Origin of the sequence: Amycolatopsis dongchuanensis (assembly GCF_039542405.1) — a bacterium.
GTDB lineage: Bacteria > Actinomycetota > Actinomycetes > Mycobacteriales > Pseudonocardiaceae > Amycolatopsis_E > Amycolatopsis_E sacchari.
Genome location: NZ_BAABIB010000012.1, coordinates 58,278 through 77,776, shown reverse-complemented (window position 1 = coordinate 77,776; position 19,499 = coordinate 58,278). Strand labels below are relative to the sequence as shown.

Annotated in this window: 18 protein-coding genes; 9 read left to right on the top strand and 9 right to left on the bottom strand. The window is 70.6% G+C overall.

Going from position 1 to position 19,499, the window contains the following annotated elements; genetic code table 11:
• Positions 1 to 229: 229 nt before the first annotated feature.
• Positions 230 to 1,189: a tetratricopeptide repeat protein gene (locus ABFX51_RS02625; RefSeq protein WP_346051829.1), complete on the bottom strand. Its 960-nt coding sequence runs from the start codon at positions 1,187 to 1,189 to the stop codon at positions 230 to 232.
• 31 nt (positions 1,190 to 1,220) lie between these two features.
• Positions 1,221 to 1,517: a thiamine-binding protein gene (locus ABFX51_RS02620; protein WP_346051827.1), complete on the bottom strand. Its 297-nt coding sequence runs from the start codon at positions 1,515 to 1,517 to the stop codon at positions 1,221 to 1,223.
• Between the two features lie 71 nt (positions 1,518 to 1,588).
• Here ABFX51_RS02620 and ABFX51_RS02615 point away from each other — a divergent pair, with 71 nt between their 5' ends.
• A complete protein-coding gene (locus ABFX51_RS02615) occupies positions 1,589 to 2,089 on the top strand; it encodes a MarR family winged helix-turn-helix transcriptional regulator (RefSeq protein WP_091504649.1) in 501 nt (166 codons plus the stop codon).
• 46 nt (positions 2,090 to 2,135) lie between these two features.
• On the opposite strand, the gene ABFX51_RS02610 is transcribed toward ABFX51_RS02615, so the two are convergent.
• The 3 genes from ABFX51_RS02610 to ABFX51_RS02600 all read right to left on the bottom strand — a co-directional run bounded on the left by ABFX51_RS02610 (position 2,136) and on the right by ABFX51_RS02600 (position 8,177).
• Complete coding sequence (locus ABFX51_RS02610; protein WP_091504650.1) at positions 2,136 to 2,498, bottom strand: DUF3817 domain-containing protein; 363 nt, start codon at positions 2,496 to 2,498, stop codon at positions 2,136 to 2,138.
• 147 nt (positions 2,499 to 2,645) lie between these two features.
• Positions 2,646 to 5,006 (bottom strand): GH92 family glycosyl hydrolase, encoded by a 2,361-nt coding sequence (locus tag ABFX51_RS02605; RefSeq protein WP_346051825.1) that lies wholly within the window; start codon positions 5,004 to 5,006, stop codon positions 2,646 to 2,648.
• Positions 5,007 to 5,009: 3 nt separating this feature from the next.
• Positions 5,010 to 8,177 carry a GH92 family glycosyl hydrolase gene (locus ABFX51_RS02600; RefSeq protein ID WP_346051823.1) on the bottom strand — a complete coding sequence of 1,056 codons (3,168 nt, stop codon included), beginning with the start codon at positions 8,175 to 8,177 and terminating at the stop codon, positions 5,010 to 5,012.
• 303 nt (positions 8,178 to 8,480) lie between these two features.
• Here ABFX51_RS02600 and ABFX51_RS02595 point away from each other — a divergent pair, with 303 nt between their 5' ends.
• From ABFX51_RS02595 to ABFX51_RS02575, 5 genes are read left to right on the top strand one after another with little or no spacing between them, the layout of a single operon-like run.
• Complete coding sequence (locus ABFX51_RS02595; RefSeq protein WP_346051821.1) at positions 8,481 to 9,464, top strand: LacI family DNA-binding transcriptional regulator; 984 nt, start codon at positions 8,481 to 8,483, stop codon at positions 9,462 to 9,464.
• Positions 9,461 to 10,471 (top strand): class I mannose-6-phosphate isomerase, encoded by a 1,011-nt coding sequence (locus ABFX51_RS02590; protein ID WP_346051819.1) that lies wholly within the window; start codon positions 9,461 to 9,463, stop codon positions 10,469 to 10,471. The genes ABFX51_RS02595 and ABFX51_RS02590 overlap by 4 nt, the downstream gene beginning before the upstream one ends.
• 1 nt (position 10,472) lies before the next feature.
• Positions 10,473 to 11,240 carry an ATP-binding cassette domain-containing protein gene (locus tag ABFX51_RS02585; RefSeq protein ID WP_346051817.1) on the top strand — a complete coding sequence of 256 codons (768 nt, stop codon included), beginning with the start codon at positions 10,473 to 10,475 and terminating at the stop codon, positions 11,238 to 11,240.
• Positions 11,237 to 12,277, top strand: a complete 1,041-nt coding sequence (locus ABFX51_RS02580; RefSeq protein WP_091504655.1) for an ABC transporter permease — start codon at positions 11,237 to 11,239, stop codon at positions 12,275 to 12,277. The genes ABFX51_RS02585 and ABFX51_RS02580 overlap by 4 nt, the downstream gene beginning before the upstream one ends.
• A 28-nt stretch (positions 12,278 to 12,305) precedes the next feature.
• Positions 12,306 to 13,283: an ABC transporter substrate-binding protein gene (locus ABFX51_RS02575; protein WP_091504656.1), complete on the top strand. Its 978-nt coding sequence runs from the start codon at positions 12,306 to 12,308 to the stop codon at positions 13,281 to 13,283.
• Positions 13,284 to 13,316: 33 nt separating this feature from the next.
• Here ABFX51_RS02575 and ABFX51_RS02570 read toward each other — a convergent pair whose 3' ends face one another.
• Entirely contained in the window at positions 13,317 to 14,117 is an 801-nt protein-coding gene (locus ABFX51_RS02570) for a helix-turn-helix domain-containing protein (protein ID WP_346051815.1), read from the bottom strand.
• A 102-nt stretch (positions 14,118 to 14,219) separates the two neighbouring features.
• Between ABFX51_RS02570 and ABFX51_RS02565 the strand changes: the two genes are divergently transcribed.
• Together ABFX51_RS02565 and ABFX51_RS02560 are read left to right on the top strand one after the other, a co-directional pair.
• Positions 14,220 to 14,807 (top strand): NADPH-dependent FMN reductase, encoded by a 588-nt coding sequence (locus ABFX51_RS02565; protein ID WP_346051813.1) that lies wholly within the window; start codon positions 14,220 to 14,222, stop codon positions 14,805 to 14,807.
• A 48-nt stretch (positions 14,808 to 14,855) separates the two neighbouring features.
• Entirely contained in the window at positions 14,856 to 15,815 is a 960-nt protein-coding gene (locus ABFX51_RS02560; protein ID WP_346051811.1) for a YihY/virulence factor BrkB family protein, read from the top strand.
• 21 nt (positions 15,816 to 15,836) lie between these two features.
• Here the strand turns inward: ABFX51_RS02560 and ABFX51_RS02555 are convergent, their stop codons facing one another.
• Positions 15,837 to 16,544, bottom strand: coding sequence for an isocitrate lyase/PEP mutase family protein (locus ABFX51_RS02555; protein ID WP_091504660.1), 708 nt, complete (start codon positions 16,542 to 16,544; stop codon positions 15,837 to 15,839).
• Positions 16,541 to 17,005, bottom strand: a complete 465-nt coding sequence (locus ABFX51_RS02550) for a carboxymuconolactone decarboxylase family protein (RefSeq protein ID WP_091504661.1) — start codon at positions 17,003 to 17,005, stop codon at positions 16,541 to 16,543. Before ABFX51_RS02550 ends, ABFX51_RS02555 begins: the two co-directional genes overlap by 4 nt.
• A 46-nt stretch (positions 17,006 to 17,051) precedes the next feature.
• On the opposite strand from ABFX51_RS02550, the gene pdxR reads away from it, so the two are divergent.
• Entirely contained in the window at positions 17,052 to 18,455 is a 1,404-nt protein-coding gene (pdxR, locus tag ABFX51_RS02545) for a MocR-like pyridoxine biosynthesis transcription factor PdxR (RefSeq protein ID WP_091504662.1), read from the top strand.
• Here pdxR and ABFX51_RS02540 read toward each other — a convergent pair.
• Positions 18,431 to 19,483: an NAD(+)/NADH kinase gene (locus ABFX51_RS02540; RefSeq protein ID WP_091504663.1), complete on the bottom strand. Its 1,053-nt coding sequence runs from the start codon at positions 19,481 to 19,483 to the stop codon at positions 18,431 to 18,433. The genes pdxR and ABFX51_RS02540 overlap by 25 nt on opposite strands.
• Between the last annotated feature and the right edge of the window lie 16 nt (positions 19,484 to 19,499).

Here is a 19,499-nt window from a genome sequence, read left to right as displayed (position 1 = left end):
TTGGCCGGCGGGCAGGCTCCAGGATGATCGGGGCCCAAAGGGATCTCACCTTCGCGAGGTGGTCGAGTTGAGTGATCATCCCGTCGCCTGCGGTTTGTGCATATCACTTTGAGGACCAGCCGCAAGCCTGGTCACTCGGCCGCCGGTTGGCAAAAAAGGTTGCGGCTGCCCCTCAAAGTGATCCACCGGTTTCAGGCGACGGGATGATCACCCAACTCTGGGGTTCCGGTCAGAACAACGCCGAGGCCAGGTCCCTTCGGGCCTTCGCTACCCGCTCGTCCGCCGGGTCGAACAGCTCGAACAGGCCCACCAGGTGCTCGCGCACCTTGTTCCGCTCGTCCCCAGCAGTCCTGCGGACTGTGGCGATCAGCCTCGCGAAGGCGTCCTCCACCTGGTTGGCCGCGACCTCGTAGTCCGCGGCCGCCAGCTGGGCCTGCACGTCGCTCGGGTCGGCGTCGGCGCGGGAGACCGCGGACGGGTCGGCCTTTTCGGCGCGGGCCGTGAACCGGACCTGCGTCAGCGCCGCCTTGGCGAGTTCGTTCGCCGGTTCCGCGTCCAGGATCCGCTGGTAGGCGGCCTCGGCCGCGGCGTAGTCACCGCGCTCGAAGGCCTCCTCGGCCTCGACGAACCGCGGGTCCTCCGGCTGCTCGGCGGGCTCGGCCGGCTGCGCGTCCCTGATCCCGGGCAGCTTGTCCTTGAGCGCGTCCAGCAGGGCGTTCAGCCACTTGCGGACCTCGGGCTCCGGCAGCGCACCGGCGAAGGCGTCCACCGGCTGCCCACCGGCGATCGCGACGACCGTGGGGATCGACTGGGCGCCGAACAGCTGCGCGATGCGCGGGTTGGCGTCCACGTCCACCTTCGCGAGCACCCACGCACCGCCGGACTCCGCCGCCAGCCGCTCCAGCACCGGGCTGAGCTGCTTGCACGGCCCGCACCAGTCCGCCCACAGATCGACCACGACGAGCTGCCGCAGCGACCGCTCGACGACGTCCGTCTGGAACGAAGCCTCGGTCACCTCCAGCACGGCGTCACCACTCGCCGGCGCCGCCTGCCCCGCACCGGGCGGCGGGCTCGCCGGACGCTGACGCGCCGCGTCGGCCCGGGCCTTCAGCGCGGACAGGTCGACCGCGCCCGACAGCGCGGCCGACACGGCCGCGGAGTTCGCTGCTGATCCGCGTGGGTTCGTCACGCTTCCATCCTGGCACGGCAGCCCGCGAGAATCACCGCAGGTGCTCCTCCACCCGCTCGACCTTCGCCGACAGCTGCCCCTCGTACCCCGGCCGGATGTCGGCCTTGAGCACGAGCGAGACCCGCGCGGCGCCCTGACCTGCCGCTTCGACCGCGCGCTTCACGACGTCCATGACCTCGTCCCACGCACCTTCGACGTTCGTGAACATCGCGTTCGTCTCGTTCGGCAGCCCGGACTCCCGCACCACCTTGACCGCCCTGGCGACGGCCTCGCTCACGCCGCCGTCCGGATCTCCGCCGGACGGGCTCACGCTGAATGCCACGATCATGTCGTTCCTCCTCCGGTTTGTGGCACCACCCTGCCCCATCGAGGTGATACGCGCTGGTAGCTTGCGATGCCATGAACCGCCCACTGCCGTTCGACCCGATCGCCCGCGCCGCCCAGCTGTGGGAGGACCGGGTCGGGCCCTCCGGCACGATGGCCGCGGTGACCGGGTTGATGCGCGTCCAGCAGATCATCCAGTCAGCCGTGGACGGCGCGCTGAAGCCCCACGGGCTCACCTTCGCCCGCTACGAGGCGCTCGTCCTGCTCAGCTTCGCGCGCCGGTCGAGCCTGCCGATGCGCGTCATGGGTGAGCGCCTGCAGCTGCACCCGACGAGCGTCACGAACATCGTCGACCGCCTGGAGCGGGACGGGCTCGTCAAGCGCGTGCCGCACCCCACCGACCGCCGCACCACCCTCGTCGAGATCACCGACGAGGGCCGGGCACGGCACGCCGAGGCGACCAAGGCCGTCACGGCGATCGACTTCGGCCTCGTCGGGCTCACCCCCGCCCAGACCAGCCAGCTCACCGAACTGCTCACCCGCGTCCGCAAGGCGACCGGCGACTTCGTGGAGTGAAAAACGGCCCCCACCCCGCCGGGGTGAGGGCCGTCTCCGCAGAACGTCAGGCGGCCGCGGTCTCGCGGACGATCAGGCCGACGCCACCGTGCGCGAGGCGCTCCGGGCCGTCGAGCTTGCCGGTGCGCAGCGCCCACTTCTCGAACCACCAGGTGAACAGCGGCGGGATGCTGGCGAGCAGCGCCATCACGAGGACCTTCGGCTTCCACGCGAGCGGCTTGAACACGGCCAGCGTCACCACGACGTAGCAGATGAAGATCACGCCGTGCACCATGCCCAGCACCGGGACCCCGCCTTCGTTGGCCGCGGAGAACCCGTACTTGAGGATCATCCCGATCACCAGGGCGGCCCAGGAGAGCGCCTCGGCTACTGCGGCCACGCGGAACACGAGAGCGGCCTTGCTGGACACTGCTTTCCTCCTCAGTGGATGCACACAAAAAAGCCCGACACCGTCAACCACGCTGTCGGACGTTTCGGTATCAGTGTGCGCCGTGACGCTCCTCACGGGAACATCGGGGGTCGTGATTGTTCTCACGACCCCCGATGCTTGTCGTGATCAAGCACAGGGCGAGGGCGGCGCTCCGCCGGGACCCGTTGCCCACGTGGCCTTCGCGGCGTCCGTGGTCAGCCGGAAGTCCAGGGTGGACCCCCGCGTCAGCTGCTCCAGCGAGACGTAGGCCCGGTCACTCGGCACGCCGTTGACGCGCAGCCCCTGCACGTACTGCAGCTGCGACGCGTCGGCCCCGCCCGCCTTCAGCACGACGCTGCGCCCGTTCTCCAGGTGCACCACGGCCTTCGCGAACTCCGGCGCGCTCAGCACGAACTGCCCGGTGCCCGGCACCGCCGGGTACAGCCCGAGCGCGCTGAACACGTACCAAGCCGACATCTCGCCGAGGTCGTCGTTGCCCGTGACGCCGTTGGGGGCGTTGGTGAACAGGGTGTGCGCCGCCCGGACGACCGTGGAGGTCTTCCACGGCTGGCCGATCAGCGCGTACATCCACGGCGAGTGCAGGTCCGGTTCGTTGTTGGGGTTGTACCGGAACTGGTTGTAGTAGTTGTACGGCCCGGTGACCCACTCCTCACGCACCGTCTTGGCCGGGTCGGCCAGCAGGTCCGAGTAGGCGAAGAAGTCGTCGAGCCGGGCCGCCGTGGCCTGCTGCCCGCCCATCCGCTGCACGAGGCCGGGGATGTCCTGCTGGGTCAGCCACTGGTACTGCCACGCGGTGCCCTCGTGGAACCCGTCCTGCCCCTCGGGCGTGTAGGGCCCGTCGGCGGGGGTGAACCAGTCGCCGCCGGTCACCTTCGGCCGCGGGAAGCCCGTGAAACCGCGGTCGGCCACGGTGCTGTCCCACAGGACGCGGTAGTTCTGCCCCTTGGCGGCGAGCGCCTGCGCGTCCTTCGTCTTCCCGAGCCCGCGCGCCATGATCGACAGCGAGCAGTCCGCGAGCGCGTACTCCAGCGTTGCCGACGCGCCGTGGTTCGGGTCGGTGTCCTGCCCCTTCTTCGGGAAGTTGGGGTCGTACTGCACGAACCCGTTCGCCTGGTAGCTCTCGTTGCCCGAGCGCCCCTGGAACGGGGACGAGGCGGGCGGGATCTGCGTCGAGTTCTGCAGCAACGCCTGGTACGCCTGGCCTTCCAGGCCGCGCAGCGCACCGAACCGCCACAGGTCCACCAGGAACGGCGTGACCGGGTCACCGGTCATCGTGTTCGTCTCCTGGTTGGCGTAGGCCCACCGCGGCAGCCAGCCACCCTGGTCGTGGATCGCCAGTATGCTCTGCGCGATGTCGTGCGCCCGGCCCGGCCGCAGCAGGGCGAGCAGCTGGTTCTGCGAGCGGTAGGTGTCCCACAGCGAGAAGTACTGGTAGTACGTCCAGCCGACGGCACGGTGGACCTGGTTGTCGAAGCCGCGGTAGCGGCCGTCGACGTCGTTGCCCGTCAACGGTTGCAGCAACGTGTGGTACAGCGAGGTGTAGAACACCGTGCGCTTGTCACTCGTACCACCGGTGATGTCCACACTGGACAGTTCCTGGCGCCACGTGCGCTGCGTGGCCGCCTTCACGCGGTCGAAGTCGCGGTTGCCCTCCGCCGCGAGGTTGCGGCGGGCGCCGTCGGCGTCCACATAGGAAATCGCCGTAGACGCGGTGACGGAACCGGGGTTGTCGAACGTGAGCCACGCGCCGCGCAGCCCCGCCCCGCCCGCGGACTCCCTGCTGCCGGGCGTGCCGCCGGTCGGCGACCACGTGCCGTAGGAGGTGAAGGGCTTGTCGAACGTCGTGCGGAAGTAGGTCGTGTACGGCTTGCCGCCGCAGAACGCCTGCGACTCCACCGTGCCCTCGACGGTCCGGTTGTCGACGATCCGGACGCTGCTGCCGCTGACCGGTTCCTTGTCGTTGGCCTGCCCGGTGTTGACGAACACGTGCGCGGGCCCGGACTGGTCGAACGTGTACCGCTCGAGGCCGGTGCGGGTCGTCGCCGTGGTCTCGACGTCGATCCCGCCGTAGCCGGTCAGGTGGACCTTGTAGTAGCCGGGCTGACCGACCTCACCGTCGTGCGTGTACGGCGAGGCGTACTTCGTCTGGTCGAAAGTGGACGGTTGGCCGGGGTCGAAGGTGCCGGTCCGCGGCAGGGTCGAGACGAGCCCGCCCTGCTCCCAGCAGCCCGCACCGGACAGGAAGAAGTGCCCGAACCCGCGGATCGCGGTGTCCGTGTACTGGTACCCCGCGTAGTGCGAGCCGATGGGGCTGACCTGCGTCATGCCGAAGGGCGCCGAGGCGCCCGGGAACGTGTTGCCCTCGTCCTGCGTGCCGATGAACGTGTTGACCGAGTCGAGCACGTCCACCGGCGCGGCCGCCGCCACCGGGGTGACGACGGCCGCCGGAACGAGGGCGGCAGCGAGTACTGCCACCAGTTTCTTCATGGGTTATCCGATTCCGATCGCGAAAACGTGCAACTGTCCACCCGAGACGTTCGACGGCAGGGTCACGCTCCGCACGGTCTTGCCCGCGGGCAGCGTGATCGGCGCGCTGGCGAACACGTAGGTGTTGATCTGTTGCGGGGTACCGCCGGTGCTGTTGCGGTACGGCGTGGTGAACGCGACCTGGTTGCCGAACGCGGGCTGCTGCCCGCCCGCGCCGAGCGTCCAGTCCGAGAACCCGAGCTGCGCCGTGCTCGAGCTGCCGTCGGTGTAGCTGATCGTCAGCGTGCCGGAGGCGCTGCCGTTGCTGGCCGCGCCGAGGAACGCCAGCCGCCCGCTGCCGGACGCGATGATCGTCTGCCCCTGCGCCTGCACGTTGTCGGGCGAACCCGCGGGGTAGTTCGGCCAGGTGTAGGACAGGCCGCCCACCGTCACCGTGCTGCCCGCCTTGGCCCCGGCGGCGGCGAGGGCGTCGGCGGAGTAGCTGAAGCCCACCCCGTCGAAGTTCGCCGCGGCCGGCTTGGAGTCCGGCGAGATGCCCGCGTTGTTGACCGCCGCCAGCCAGCTGCCCGGCTGCGTCACGAGCACGCCCAGCGTCGAGGACAGCGACGGCTGCCCGGCCGCCGACAGCGTGACCGGCACCTGGTACGAGCCCTCGGCCGTGCTGTCGCCGATGTTCACCGTGACGTTCACCTGGGCCTTGCCGCCGGCGGGCACCGCGATGTCACCGGAGGACGGGGTGACCGTGATGCCCGCCGGCGGGTTGGCGGTCCAGTGCCACGTGCGGGCGGTGCCGGTCAGGTCCTGCGCACCGACCGCGGTGGTACCGGACGAGCCGTTCGGCACGACCAGCCGAGCGGGATCCACATAGGACACCGCGGCCGGCTCACCGTCGCGGAACGACGGCGGCGCGTCCGACGGCGCACTGCCCCACGAGGTGTCCGGCGTGGTGGACAACGTGAAGTCCAGCGTGCCGCCCGTGGTGGGGAAGGACTCCGGCAGCCAGGTCTTGGTCGAGGAGACGCCGTTGACCTTCAGCCCGGTCACGTACTGGCCGGTGCCGTTGCCGTTGATGGTGATCTTCTTGCCGAGCCCGGTCGTCACCACGGCCTTCGGGAACAGCGGCGAGCCGACCACCAGCTCCGCGCGGCCCGGGATCTCCGGGTACACGCCGAGCGCCGACCAGACGTACCAGGACGACATCTGGCCGAGGTCGTCGTTGCCGATCAGGCCCTGCGGGTTCGGGTTGTACAGCTCGGTCTGCACGCGCCGCACGATCGACTGCGTCTTGTAGGGCGCACCGGTGAAGTCGTACAGCCACGCCACGTTCGAGTTGGGCTCGTTGCCCAGGAACGCGTGCGGGTCCTGCGTGCCGGCGTTCAGCTCCGTCAGGAACTCGTCCAAACGGGACTGCACGGCCTGGTTGCCGCCGAACGCGGTGATGAGACCGGCGACGTCGTAGGGCACCATCCAGCTGTACTGCGCGCCGTTGCCCTCGACCCAGCCCTGCGAGCTGCCCGGGTTGTACGGCGTGGTGAAGGTGCCGTCGGCGTTGCGCGGCTGCAGGTAGCCGGTCGCCGGGTTGTACAGGTTCTGCCAGTACTGGGCGCGCTTCATGAAGTTCTGGTACGTCGAGCTGTCGCCCAGCCGCGCGGCGAGCTGCGCGATGGAGAAGTCGGCGCTGGTGTACTCCAGCGTGTCGGCACCGGCGCCGGGCACGTAGCCGAGCTTCTGGTAGTCCTCCAGGCCGGGGCGTTCGGTGTAGCCCTGGGTGGTGGGCTGCGTCGCGCCGCGGATCATGGACAGCAACGCGTTGTGCGCGTCGAAGTCCTTGGCACCGAAGGCGTACATGCTGGACACGATGATGTGGTACGGGTCGCCGTTCATCACGCCCGTGTAGTCGTTGGCCACCGTCCAACGGTCCCACGCGCCGCCCTGCGCCGCGTACTGGACCATCGAATTCGCGATGTCCGAGGACTCCTTGGGCGCCAGCAGCGCCAGCAGCTGGGCCTCCGAGCGGTAGATGTCCCAGCCGGAGAAGTTCGTGTACATCGCGTGGCCCTTGGCCGCCGTGTGCACGCGCCCGTCGAACCCGGTGTAGCGGCCGTCGGCGTCGGAGAACACGTTCGGCTGGATCAGCGAGTGGTACAGCGCGGTGTAGAAGGTGGTCCGGTCGGCGTCGGAACCACCGGTGAGCTGGATCTGGTTGAGCCGGTCGTTCCAGGCCTTGCGTGCCGCGGCCGCCACGTCGTCGAACGAGCGGCGGTTGTTCTCCGCCTTGACGTTCGCCTGCGCCCCGTCGACGGACACAAAGGACAGTCCGACCTGGACGTTGACCTTGGCACCGGGGGCGAAGGTCACGTAACCGCCGCTGCCGGGACCGCTGACGGTCGTGTTCTCCGGCTTTTTGGCGTCCGTGCGCGCGGTCTTGGCCTGCTCGGCCGCCAGGGTCTGCGGAGAGACCTTCGACTGCGCGCCGCCGTTCTCGACGGCCTTGTTCGGGGTGACCGTGCCGTTGCGCCAGGTGCCGATCGAGGTGAACGGCTGGTCGAACTTGGCGTAGAAGTACACGCGGTAGTGCGAGTCGGTGGTGCAGAACCCGCCGCTGGACGCCCAGCCGCTGACGGTGTCCCTGCCGATCGAGATCTGGGCGTCGTCGGTACCCGTGACCGAACCCGACGTGTTGATCAACAGCGTCGAGGTGCTGTTCTGCGGGTAGGTGAACCGGCCCGAGCCGGTGCGCTGGGTCGCGGACAGCTCGACGTTCACGCCGCTGTCGAGCTTGACGCTGTACCTGCCCGCCGTGGCCTGCTCGTTGGCGTGCGAGAAGGGCATGGTGTAGCGGCCTGGGTCGGTCGCGGGCGAAGTGGTGACCTGCCCGTTGTAGGGGATGAAGGGGATGTCCTCGTAGGTGTCGCACCCCGCGCCGGACAGGTGCGTCAGGCTGAAGCCCTTGAGGGCGGTGCTGTCGTAGTGGTAACCGCCCGGCTGGCCGGTGACCGTGTCCGGGCTCCACTGGACCATCCCGAACGGCACCACCGCGCCCGGGAAGTTGTTGCCCGCACCACCGCCGGTGCCCTGGTCCTTGCCGCCCGGCCGGGTGCCGACGAAGGGGTTGACCCACTTCGCCAGGTCCTGTTGCGCGGGCGCCGCGTCCGCCTGCACCGCCGGCATGACCACTGATGTGACCACGAGGCCGGCGGCGAGCGCCAGCCCCTTTCTGACTCGCGAAAGCCTCACTGGCGTCGCCTCCTGTGACAACCTTGTCGCCGCAGGCCACTGTCGTTACTGGCTGACGAGCGGGTCAAGGATCAGGGCGGATCCTGTCTCGTTCCGGACAGGCGATACTCCGTACGCAGCAAGGAGTATCTCCGCTTCTCGTCCGGACCATTGACAACCCGCCCACAAAGGTGTGAAATCCCCAGCACTATGACAACGTTGTCGGACGGCACCCGCGGGTCCGCGAGACGCGCCACCATGAGCGACGTCGCGCGGCTGGCCGGGGTCAGCATCAAGACCGTGTCACGGGTCGTGAACGACGAGCCCGCGGTGCACCCGGAGACCGCGCGGCGCGTCGTCGCGGCCATCGAGCAGCTCGGGTTCCGGCGCAACCTCGGCGCGCGCAACCTGCGCCGGGGCTCCAGCACCGGCACCATCGGCCTGATCGTCGAGGACGTCGGCAACCCGTTCTACTCCGAGCTGAACCGGGCGGTGGAGAAGATCTCGACCTCGTTCGGCAGGCACGTGCTCACCGGGTCGTCCGACGAGAACTCCGACCGGGAACGCGAGCTGGCGCTGGAGTTCTGCTCCCGCCGCGTGGACGGGCTGCTCATCGTGCCCGCCGGCGCCCAGCACCACTACCTGGTGCCGGAGATGCGCGCGGGCACGCCCGTGGTGTTCCTCGACCGCCCGGCCGGCGACATCGTCGCCGACACCGTGCTGGTGGACAACCTCGGCGGCACCATCGAGGCCGTCGCGCACCTGGCCCGCCAGGGCCACCGCCGCATCGCCTTCGTCGGCGACAGCCCCGACATCTTCACGGCAACGGAGCGGTTACGGGGTTTTCGAGAGGGCTGCGTGCGCGCCGGACTCCGTTACGACGAACGGCTCGCGGTCCTGCGCAGCCCCACCCAGGAGAACGTCCTCGACGCCGTGGACCGCCTGCTGACCGGCCCCGACCGCGCCACGGCCGTCATCGCGGGGAACAACCGGGTCGCCGTGCACCTGCTGCGCGCGCTGACCCACGTCACCCCGCGCCCCGCGCTGGTGAGCTTCGACGACTTCGAGCTCGCCGATCTGCTCGACCCGCCCGTCACCGTGATCGGCCACGACGTGAGCCGGCTCGGCAAGGCGGCGGCCGAGCTGCTGTTCGCAAGGATCCACGGCGAGGACTCCCCGCCGAGAAAGGTAGTGCTGCCCGTGCACCTCGTACCCCGCGGCTCCGGTGAGGTCGCCCCGTGAGTTCTCCGATCAAGCTCCCGGCCAACCAGCCGCCCCAGTTCTACCGCGGTGGCGCGGCCATCGCCGCCCTGCGCGGCGCCGACTCCGGCAAGGAGTTCGGCCCGGAGGACTGGGTCGCATCCACCACCACCCTCTACGGCCAGGAGGAGAACGGCCTGACGAGACTGCCCGACGGCAGGTGGCTGCGGGACGCGGTGCGGGCGGACCCCGAGTCGTGGCTGGGCGCCAAGCACGTGGCCGCCTTCTCGGACTCGACGGCGCTGCTGGTCAAGCTGCTCGACGCCGGGCAGCGGCTGCCCGTGCACTTCCACCCGTCGAACTCCTTCGCGCGGCAGCACTTCGACTCGCACTTCGGCAAGACCGAGGCGTGGATCGTGGTCGGCACGAGCGGCGACGACCCGCGGGTCTACCCCGGCTTCAAGGAGAGCGTGGACCCCAAGACGGTCGCCGGGTGGGTGCGTGAGCAGGACACCGAGGCGATGCTCGGGGCACTCAACAGCGTGCCCGTCAAGCCGGGTGACAACGTCTACATCCCGGCCGGCCTGCCGCACGCCATCGGCGAGGGCGTGTTCGTCGTCGAACTCCAGCAGCCGACGGACTTCTCGTTGACCATCGAGTGGCGCGACTTCCTCGGCAGCCCCGAGAAGGGCCACCTCGGCATCGGGTTCGACGCGGCGCTGCAGGCGCTCGACACCTCCGCCCGCGACCCCGAGTCGATCATCAAGCGCACCGCGGACCTCGACGAGTCCACAGTGGACCTGCTCGTGCCCGGCGCGGCGGAGTTCTTCCGCGCCGACCGGCTGCGCCCCAGCCCGTCCCTCGCGCTCGACCCGTCGTTCACGGTGCTCGTGGTGCTCGACGGCCAGGGCACGCTGAAGACCGAGCACGGCGGCGAACTGGCGCTGGCCAAGGGCGACACCGTCCTGGTGCCGCACGCCGCCGGGCAGTCGGAGGTGGCGGGCGAGCTGACGATCATCCGTTGCCGCCCACCAGCACCAGGAGCGTGACATGAGCGACGCCGTCCTGCTGGACGCCCAGAACATCGTGAAGCACTACGGCTCGGTCGAGGCGTTGCGCGGCGCCTCGTTCCAGGCGAGAGCGGGCGAGGTGACCGCGCTGATCGGCGACAACGGCGCCGGGAAGTCGACGTTGATCAAGTGCCTGTCCGGCGCCGAACAGCCGACGTCGGGGCGGATCCTGCTGGACGGCGCGGAGGTGCACCTCGACTCGCCCACCACCGCGCGGCGGCTGGGCATCGAAACCGTGTACCAGGACCTCGCGGTCGCACCCGAGCTGGACCCGGCCGCGAACCTGTTCCTGGGCAGGGAGATCCACCGGCGCGGCCTCCTCGGCAAGCTGGGGATGCTGGACAAGGCCGAGATGCGGCGGCAGGCGGTCGAGGAGTTCAAGCGGCTCGGCGTGACGCTGCAGAGCACGGACGTGCCGATCGGCTCGCTGTCCGGCGGGCAGCGGCAGAGCGTCGCCGTCGCGCGGTCGGTGGTGTGGGCGAGCAAGGTCGTCTTCATGGACGAGCCGACCGCCGCGCTCGGCGTCGTGCAGCGCGAACGCGTGCTGGACGTCGTCCGGCGGGTGCGGGACCAGGGCATCGCGGTCGTGCTGATCAGCCACAACATGCCCGAGGTGCTGTCGGTGTCCGACCGGATCGAGGTGCTGCGGCTCGGCAGCAGGGTCGCGCGGTTCCAGGCCTCGGAGACCAAGCTGGAGGACCTCGTCGCCGCGATGACCGGGGCGCTCACCCACGAGGAGGCGGCGTGACCGCGACCAAGGAGATCCAGTCCACTGTGGAGGGTGGCTTCGGGAAGCGCTCCCTCGGGCAGCGGCTGATCGGGGCGAACACGTTCTGGATCGCGCTCGTGCTCGTCGCGCTGATCATCGTGTTCAGCGTGCTCAAGCCGGGCCAGTTCGCGACGGTGTTCACGTTCCAGACGCTGCTCATCGAGACGTCCGTGCTGCTCGTGCTGTCGGTCGGGATGACGTTCGTGATCATCACGTCCGGCATCGACCTGTCCGTCGGCTCCGTGCTGATCTTCGCGGGCATGGTGTGCGGCAAGACGATGGAAGCGCTTTCCGACGGCAACGCGAGCAACGCGGGCTGGGGCGTCATCGGCATCGGGCTGGTCGCGGCCGTGCTGTCCGGCACGATCTGGGGCCTGATCAACGGGTTCCTCATCGCGGTCGCGAAGATCCCGCCGCTGATCGTCACCCTCGGCACGATGGGGGCGGCGCTCGGCGCGGCGTACCTGCTCAACAACGGGTCCGACGTCCGCAGCGTGCCGACGGTGCTGAACAAGACGCTCGGCTACGGCACCTCGCTCGGCGGGATCCCGAACCTGGTGCTGGTGGCGGTGGTGATCACGCTCATCGGCGCGTGGCTGCTGCACACCACCAAGTTCGGCCGCTACACCTACGCGGTCGGCTCGAACGCCGAAGCCGCCCGCCGGGCCGGCATCGGCGTCACGCGGCACCTGCTCAAGGTGTACCTGCTCACCGGGTTCCTCGCCGGGATCGCCGGGTTCATGTCGCTGGCGTACTACGCGTCGACGACCATCACCGCGCACACGACGGACAACCTCAACGCCATCGCGGCGACGGTCATGGGCGGCACGAGCCTGTTCGGCGGGATCGGCTCGGTGCTGGGCACGGTCATCGGGGTGTTCATCCCGGCCGTGCTCAAGAAGGGGTTCAACATCACGCAGGTGCCGGACTTCTGGCAGATGATCGCGGTCGGCGCGGTGCTCGTCGCCGCCGTGTGGTTCGACCAGCGCCGCCGTAGGCAGCGCAACTCTCGATGAACTACAACGAGGTAGGGAGTTCGATTCGATGAAGAAGGTGCTCACGGCCGGCGTCGTGGCGGCGACGGCGGTGCTGCTCGCCGCGTGCAGCTCGGGCCAGGTCGGCGGCGGTTCCGGCGGCGGGGTGCAGAACAACAAGCAGCTCGCGCTGATCCCCGGTGTGCAGGCGGAGCCGTTCTACATCTCGATGCAGTGCGGGGCCGAGGCCGAGGCGAAGAAACTCGGCTACACGCTCACCACCCAGGCGCCGCAGCAGTTCGACGCGGCGCTGCAGACGGAGAAGGTCAACGCGCTGGGCTCCAACCCGCCGGCGGCGTTGCTCATCGCGCCGACCGACGACACGGCGATGCTCGCGCCGATCCAGCAGGTCGCCAACCGCGGCACGAAGATCGTCCAGGTCGACACCTCGCTGAAGGACTCCAGCATCGCGGTTTCGTCGATCTCGTCCAACAACGTCGAGGGCGGCCAGCTGGCCGCAAAGACGCTGGCCGAGCTGGTCGGCAACCGCCAGGGTTCCGTGCTCGTGCTCGACACGAAGGCGGGCACGTCCACGACGGCCGCCCGGGTGCAGGGCTTCACCGACGAGCTCAAGAACCACCCGAACCTGAAGTCGATCGGCGTCCAGTTCACCAACAACGAACCGGAGCAGGCGGCGTCGAAGGTCACCGCGGCACTGGCGTCCACCCCGGACCTGATCGGCATCTTCGCCACGAACCTCAACACGGGCGAGGGCGCGGCGACGGGCCTGCGCAACGCGGGCAAGACGGGTCAGGTGAACCTCGTCGGCTTCGACGCCAGCCCGTCCGAAGTGGACGGTCTGCGCAGCGGCGAGTACCAGGCGCTGATCGCGCAGGACCCGGCGATGATCGGGCAGCAGGGTGTGGACCAGGCGGTCGCGGCGCTGGAGGGCAAGCCGGTGACGAAGAGCCTCACCGCTTCCCTGCACTCGCTGACCAAGGCGAACATGGACGCGAACTCGCAGTACTTCTACAAGCAGTCCTGCTAGCGGTCCTCTCCTGACCCGGGCCCCGCGCCCGGGTCAGGAGATGGCGCGCAGCCTGCCGTCGGGCGCGCGGAGCCGCGTGAGCGCCTGGGCGGTCTCGTCGTCCGCGGGCAGGAAGACGACGAGCTGCTGGCCGTCCGAGGGGAGTTCCAGCGTTTCGCGGTTCAGCCGGAGTTCCCCCGCCGTGGGGTGGGCGAGCCGGAGCACGCCCCGCCGCGGCACGACGTGCCGGTTCACCCGCCGGGTGAACTCGGGCCCGAGTTCGAGGTGCTCGGCGGAGGACGACGCCCACGCCTCGAACGCCCGCTCGTCGGCGAGGTCCTCCCAGTCGGGGAAGACGGTCCTGGCGCGGGGGTCGGCGAAGACGTAGCGGGTGAGGTTCGGCGCGTCGGCGTCCAGCAGGCCGGTCGCCCGCACCATCGCCTCGAAGCAGCTCGTGTGGGCGAGGACGTCGCCGAGCCGGTTGGTCACCACCGCGATGCCGGGTTCGAGGAGGCGGAGGGTCTCCCGCACGGTGGGCCGGACCTCACGCGGAGCGTGCCGGGTCGACGCGAGGCAGCCGCCGCCGGTGATCTTCGCCAGGTACCGCAGGTGGCTGCGCTCGGCCGGGGAGAGGCTGAGCGCATCGGCGAGCGCGTTCAGCACGGCGATCGAGGGGTTGCGGTCCCGGCCCTGTTCGAGGCGGGTGAGGTACTCGACGCTGATCCCGGCCCTGGTGGCGAGGTCGACCCGCCGCAGCCCCGGTGAGCGGCGGCGGCCGCGGTCGGGCAGGCCGAGGGACTCCGGCTGGGTGCTGTCGCGCTTGGCACGGAGGAAATCGCCAAGGGGTGTGCCCATGTGCCGAGGATAAGGCCTGGCGGGACGGCTCAGGGTGGCCCTGCGGGGGCCAGCCTGAGCACGGTCTGGTCCCACTCGCGCGGTGGTCCGAAGCTGGATGGCATGACGAACAAATTGGTGATCATCCTCGGCAGTGTCCGGGAAGGACGGTTCGGTCCGGTCGTGGGCGCGTGGCTGGCGGAGCAGGCCCGTGCTCACGGGGGTTTCGAGGTGGAGGTCGTCGACCTGGCGGACGTCGAGCTCCCGCTGGCGCTCCCCGCGGCGCCGCCGAAACTGGCCGGGGCGGAGTACCCGCGGCCCGCCGGGATGGCGGCGCTGACCGCGGCTCTGGAGAGCGCGGACGCGTTCCTCGTGGTGACGCCCGAGTACAACCACAGCTATCCCGCGTCGCTGAAGGCGGCGATCGACTGGCACTTCACGCAGTGGACGGCGAAACCGGTCGCGTTCGCCAGCTACGGCGGCCTGGCCGGGGGCAGGCACGCGGTGCTGCACCTGGAGAACGTGCTGACGGAACTGCACGCCGTGACCATCAGGGACGGCCTGGTGTTCCCGAACTACTTCCACACCTGGCAGGACGGCCAGCCGCTCGACGCCGACGCACCCACCCGCGCGAAGGTGGTGCTCGACCAGCTCGCCTGGTGGGCGGACGCCCTCCGCGTGGCACGGGAAAAGGCGCCGTACCCCGGCTGAGTGTCACCGGGAGCGTGACGGGGTACCCGGCGCCGAGGCGGTGGGGACATGGCGGCGCAGCGGTGGGACGAGGCACAGCAACGGCGGGCGTGGCTGGCCGTGCCGGTGGCGGTGCTGTGCAAGTTCATCGACGACCAGGGCTACTACCTGGCCGCGTTGCTGGCCTACTACGGGTTCCTGTCGCTGTTCCCGCTGCTCCTGTTGCTGGCGACGGTGCTGGGGTTCGCGCTGCAGGACGATCCGGGGTTGCAGCAGCAGGTGCTGCACTCGGCGTTGGCGGACTTCCCGGTGATCGGGCAGCAGATCGCCGGGAACGTCCACAGCCTCAACGGGCACGTCGCCGGGGTGGTGATCGGGGCGGTCGGCGCGGTGATCGGCGGGCTCAGCGTGGCCGGGGCGGGGCAGGCGGTGCTCAACAAGGTGTGGGCGGTGCCGCGCGTGCGCCGGCCCGGGATCGGCGGGTACTACGCGCGGAGCCTGCTGCTGGTGGTGACGCTCGGGCTGGGCGTGCTGCTCACCACGGTGCTGACGGCGGTGGTCGGTGTCCTCGGCTGGGGCGTGCTGGTGCGCGTCGGCGGCACGGTCGCCGCGGTGGCGGTCAACGTGCTGCTGTTCCTGCTGGGGTACCGGGTGCTGACCGGGCGGCCGGTGCCGGTGCGGGAGCTGTGGCCGGGGGTGCTGTTCGCGGCGGCCGTGTGGCAGGGGTTGCAGGAGGCGGGCACTTACCTGGTGGAGCACGAGCTGCGGGGCGCCAGCGCGACGTACGGGCTGTTCGGGATCGTGCTCGGGTTGCTGACGTGGCTGTACCTCGGCGGGCTGGTGTTCGTGCTCGGCGCGGAGATCAACGCCGTGCGGGCGCTGCGCCTGTGGCCGCGGAGCGTGCTGACGCTGTTCGTCGCCGACCCGGACCTCACCGGCGCGGACGAGAAGGCGTACACCGCGTACGCGGGCACGGAACAACACGTCGAGCGGGAGGACATCAAGGTCCACTTCCCGGAGGAGGAGTAGACCTCCCCCGGGCGGTGACCCTCACAACTCCCCGAGCCGCCTCGCCAGCCACTCGCGCGTCTCGCGCCAGAGGCCCGCTCCCAGCGAGACCCGGGCGACGCCCAGCGACGCGACATCCACCCCGGGAATGCGGTTTCCGTTGACGGCGGCCGGGCTCACCGCACGCACGAACTCCCCCAGCACGTCCGCGGAGCGGAGCAGGATCGGGTACACGCAGTCCGCCCCCGCCGCCAGGTACGCCTTCGCCCGCTCGATCGCCTCCGGCAGCACTTCCGCCCCGCGCCCGCCCAGGAACAGGTCGACGCGGGCGTTGAGCACCAGCGCGTCCCCCGCGGCTTCGCGCACCGACGCCAGCCACTCGGCCTGCTCCGCGATCGGGCGGAGGGCGCCGCGCGCGTGGTCGGTGTCCTCCAGGTTGCAGCCGACCGCGCCGGCCTCCAGCAGCCGCTCGACCAGCTCGGCGGCGGGCAGCCCGTACCCCGATTCGGCGTCGACCGTCACCGGGACCGACACCGCGCGGGCGATCCGCGCGGCAGCGGCGAACATCTCGTCCACCGGCGCCCGTTCCCCGTCGCCGTAACCCAGTACCGCCGCGACGGCGTGCGAACTCGTTGCCACCACGGGAAAACCGGCCTCTTCGACCAGCCGGGCGCTGTCGGCGTCCCACACGTTCGGCAGCAGCAGCGGCTTTCCGGGCACGTGCAGTGCCCGCAGCGCGGCGGCCGTCACCGGGGGTTCTCCGGCAGCGGCTTGTGGCTGGTGACACCCAGCCGGTTGAACGCGTTGATCGCGGTGATCGCCCACGCCACCACGAGGTACTGCTCCTCGGTGAAGGCGGTGGTCGCCTGCTCGTACACGTCGTCCGGCACGTCCTGCACCTGCGAGAGCCGGGTCATCGCGTCGGTCAGGGCCAGCGCGGCCCGCTCCTGCTCGCTGTAGAAGTCGGTCTCCTGCCACGCGCCGACCATCAGCACGCGCCGCTCGGTCTCGCCGAGCTTCCGCGCGTCCCGCGCGTGCAGGTCCAGGCAGTACGCGCAGCCGTTGAGCAGCGACGCCCTGATCTTCACCAGCTCGATGAGGCGCTGGTCCAGTCCGGCGTCGGCGGCCGCCTTTTCGATGTCGTGGTGCAGGTTGAGGAGGTGCTTGAACAGCTGCGGGCTGCGTTCGCTGATCTGGATCCGCTTCGTCATGACGACAACGCTATCGCCAACTGGCCCACGTGTATGGTCCAGTTTCGTGGCAGATTCGTGGACCAGTCCGGGCTGGGACGTGCACCTTGACTGGCATCCGGGCACCGGACGGCAGGGGCTCGCGGACGCACTCCGCCGGGCGATCCGGGAGGGGCGGCTGGCACCCGGCACCGCGGTGCCGTCGACACGTGCGCTCGCCAAGGACCTGGGCGTCGCACGCGGCACGGTTACGCGCGTCTACGCCGACCTGACCACCGAGGGCTACCTGCGCACGAGCCAGGGCGCGCCGACCCGCGTCGCCGCGATCAACCCCGCCACCCCGGCCCCGGAGAAGACCGGCCCGCGCGCCGCGCCGTGGGTGCCGGACGCGAGGTGGGACCTCTACCCCGGCCGCCCCGACCTGTCGTCCTTCCCGCGTGCGGCCTGGGCTTCGGCGACCCGGCGCGTGCTGCAGGAAGCGCCCGCGAACGTGTTCGACTACGGCGAGGTGCACGGTTCGGCGGCACTGCGGGAGTCGCTGGCGCGCTACCTGTCCCGCAGCCGGGGCGTGGTCGCCGAGCCCGACCGGATCGTGGTGTGCGGCGGGTTCAGCCACGCGCTGACCGTGCTCTGCCACGTCCTGCGCGAGCGCGGGGAAACCTCGCTGGCCTTCGAAGATCCGTCCCTACCCCAGATCCGTGAGAACGCGAGCCGCGCGGGCCTGCGGCTCGCCGGGGTGCCCGTCGACGAAGCCGGTATACAAGTGTCCCTTGTGGACAATCCCGCCGTCGTCGTCACCCCCGCGCACCAGTACCCCCTCGGCGTGACGCTCGCACCGGAACGCCGGACGGCACTGGCGCGCTGGGCCACGACGACCGGCGGCCTGGTGATCGAGGACGACTACGACGGCGAGTTCCGCTTCGACCGGCAGCCCGTCGGCGCGTTGCAGGCCCTCGCGCCCGATCGGATCGTCTACACGGGAACGGTCAGCAAAACCCTCGCTCCCGCGACGCGCATCGGGTGGCTGGTGCTGCCGAGGTCACTCGTCGAACCGGTGCGCGCGGCTCTCACCGCGACCGGCTGGCGACCGCCGACGCTGGACCACCTGGTGCTCGCCGACATGCTCGACTCCGGCGCCTACGACCGGCACGTGCGGCAGCGACGCACCACCTACCGGCGTCGCCGCGATCGCCTGCTTTCCTTGCTGCCCAAGGGTTTCCAGCCGATCGGGATCTCCGCGGGCCTGCACCTGCTGGTGCTGCTGCCGCCACACCTCACCGAGGCGGAGGTGATCAAGGCCGCGCTGCGGGAATCGGTGGCGATCGACGGCCTGGGGCGGCACTGGTTCGCCGAGGGCGAGCACCCGCAGGGCATCGTGCTCGGCTACGCGACCCCCGCCGAGCATGCGTTCGGCCCCGCGGTCGAAGCGCTGATGCGCGCCCTGGGTCAGTTCTCCAGCGGCCCCGGGTGAGCCAGGTCCGGCGGCATGGGCTCGTTCGGCGCGTACGCCGGGGCCTGACCGTCCGCCAGCGCAGCGGCCGAGTCGACGAGCCCGAACCGGTCCCGCACCTTGCCGAGGAAATCCGGCTCGGTCAACCGCACGAGCTTCGCCCGCTGCTGCGCGCCGTACACGCTGATCCAGTCACCCGGGTTCAGCACGCCCCGGAGCTGCCCGTCGACGCTCACCGCCACCTGACCCGAATGCTCCAGCACCAGGATCCCGACCGACTGCGAACAGTCCAGCACCACGCTGCGGTTGAACACCATGTGCGCCGCCACGGGCGTGAACACCAGCGCGTCCAGCTTCGGCGACACGATCGGCCCTCCCGCCGCGAAGCTGTACGCCGTGGACCCGGTGGACGAAGCGACTATGAGCGCGTCGGCGCTGTAGGAGGCGAAGAGCTTCCCGCCGACGTACACCGCGAGGCTCGCCTGCCGGTCCCGCGCCAGCTTCTCCACGACGACGTCGTTGAGCGCCAGCACGTCCAACGGCACGCCCCAGCCGACCTCGCTCTTCATCCCCGGCCGCGGCTGCGGCGGCGGCAGCGCGGGCCCGCGCCCGTACCGCAGCATCGCCTCCATGCCCCGCGGGATCTCCAGCGGCCGCGACGCGCGCATGGTCAGCGCCATCCGCGCGTCCACCGTCGTCTCGCCCCGCTGCACGGCGTCGAGCGCCGCACGCACGTCGTCGGTGCTGACCTCGGTGAGGAAGCCGACGCGCCCGACGTTCACGCCCAGCACCCGCGCCCCCGACGGCCCGGCGACGCGCACGCCACGCAGGAACGTGCCATCGCCGCCGACGGTGACGATCAGATCGGGATTGCCCGCCCGCGCCGCCTCGTCCCGCGCGTGCAGCCTGCCGTCGTGGTCGTCCCACACGTCGATGTCGACGCACGGGATGCCGTGCTCGGCCGCCCACTGCCGCACCTCACGGGCCGCCGCGAGTGCCGCCTCCTTGCCGCCGTGGACGACCAGACCGACGCGCTCGACAGGCACCATGCTTCCCATTGTCCAG

Bases quoted from the DNA above. Each gene is read 5' to 3' on its own strand.
- ABFX51_RS02585 (WP_346051817.1), top strand. From the start codon at position 10,473: ATGAGCGACGCCGTCCTGCTGGACGCCCAGAACATCGTGAAGCACTAC.
- ABFX51_RS02595 (WP_346051821.1), top strand. From the start codon at position 8,481: ATGAGCGACGTCGCGCGGCTGGCCGGGGTCAGCATCAAGACCGTGTCA.
- ABFX51_RS02605 (WP_346051825.1), bottom strand. From the start codon at position 5,006: ATGAAGAAACTGGTGGCAGTACTCGCTGCCGCCCTCGTTCCGGCGGCC.
- ABFX51_RS02575 (WP_091504656.1), top strand. From the start codon at position 12,306: ATGAAGAAGGTGCTCACGGCCGGCGTCGTGGCGGCGACGGCGGTGCTG.
- ABFX51_RS02600 (WP_346051823.1), bottom strand. From the start codon at position 8,177: ATGCCGGCGGTGCAGGCGGACGCGGCGCCCGCGCAACAGGACCTGGCG.
- ABFX51_RS02565 (WP_346051813.1), top strand. From the start codon at position 14,220: ATGACGAACAAATTGGTGATCATCCTCGGCAGTGTCCGGGAAGGACGG.
- ABFX51_RS02570 (WP_346051815.1), bottom strand. From the start codon at position 14,117: ATGGGCACACCCCTTGGCGATTTCCTCCGTGCCAAGCGCGACAGCACC.
- ABFX51_RS02620 (WP_346051827.1), bottom strand. From the start codon at position 1,517: ATGATCGTGGCATTCAGCGTGAGCCCGTCCGGCGGAGATCCGGACGGC.
- ABFX51_RS02550 (WP_091504661.1), bottom strand. From the start codon at position 17,005: ATGACGAAGCGGATCCAGATCAGCGAACGCAGCCCGCAGCTGTTCAAG.
- ABFX51_RS02560 (WP_346051811.1), top strand. From the start codon at position 14,856: ATGGCGGCGCAGCGGTGGGACGAGGCACAGCAACGGCGGGCGTGGCTG.
- ABFX51_RS02540 (WP_091504663.1), bottom strand. From the start codon at position 19,483: ATGGTGCCTGTCGAGCGCGTCGGTCTGGTCGTCCACGGCGGCAAGGAG.
- ABFX51_RS02615 (WP_091504649.1), top strand. From the start codon at position 1,589: ATGAACCGCCCACTGCCGTTCGACCCGATCGCCCGCGCCGCCCAGCTG.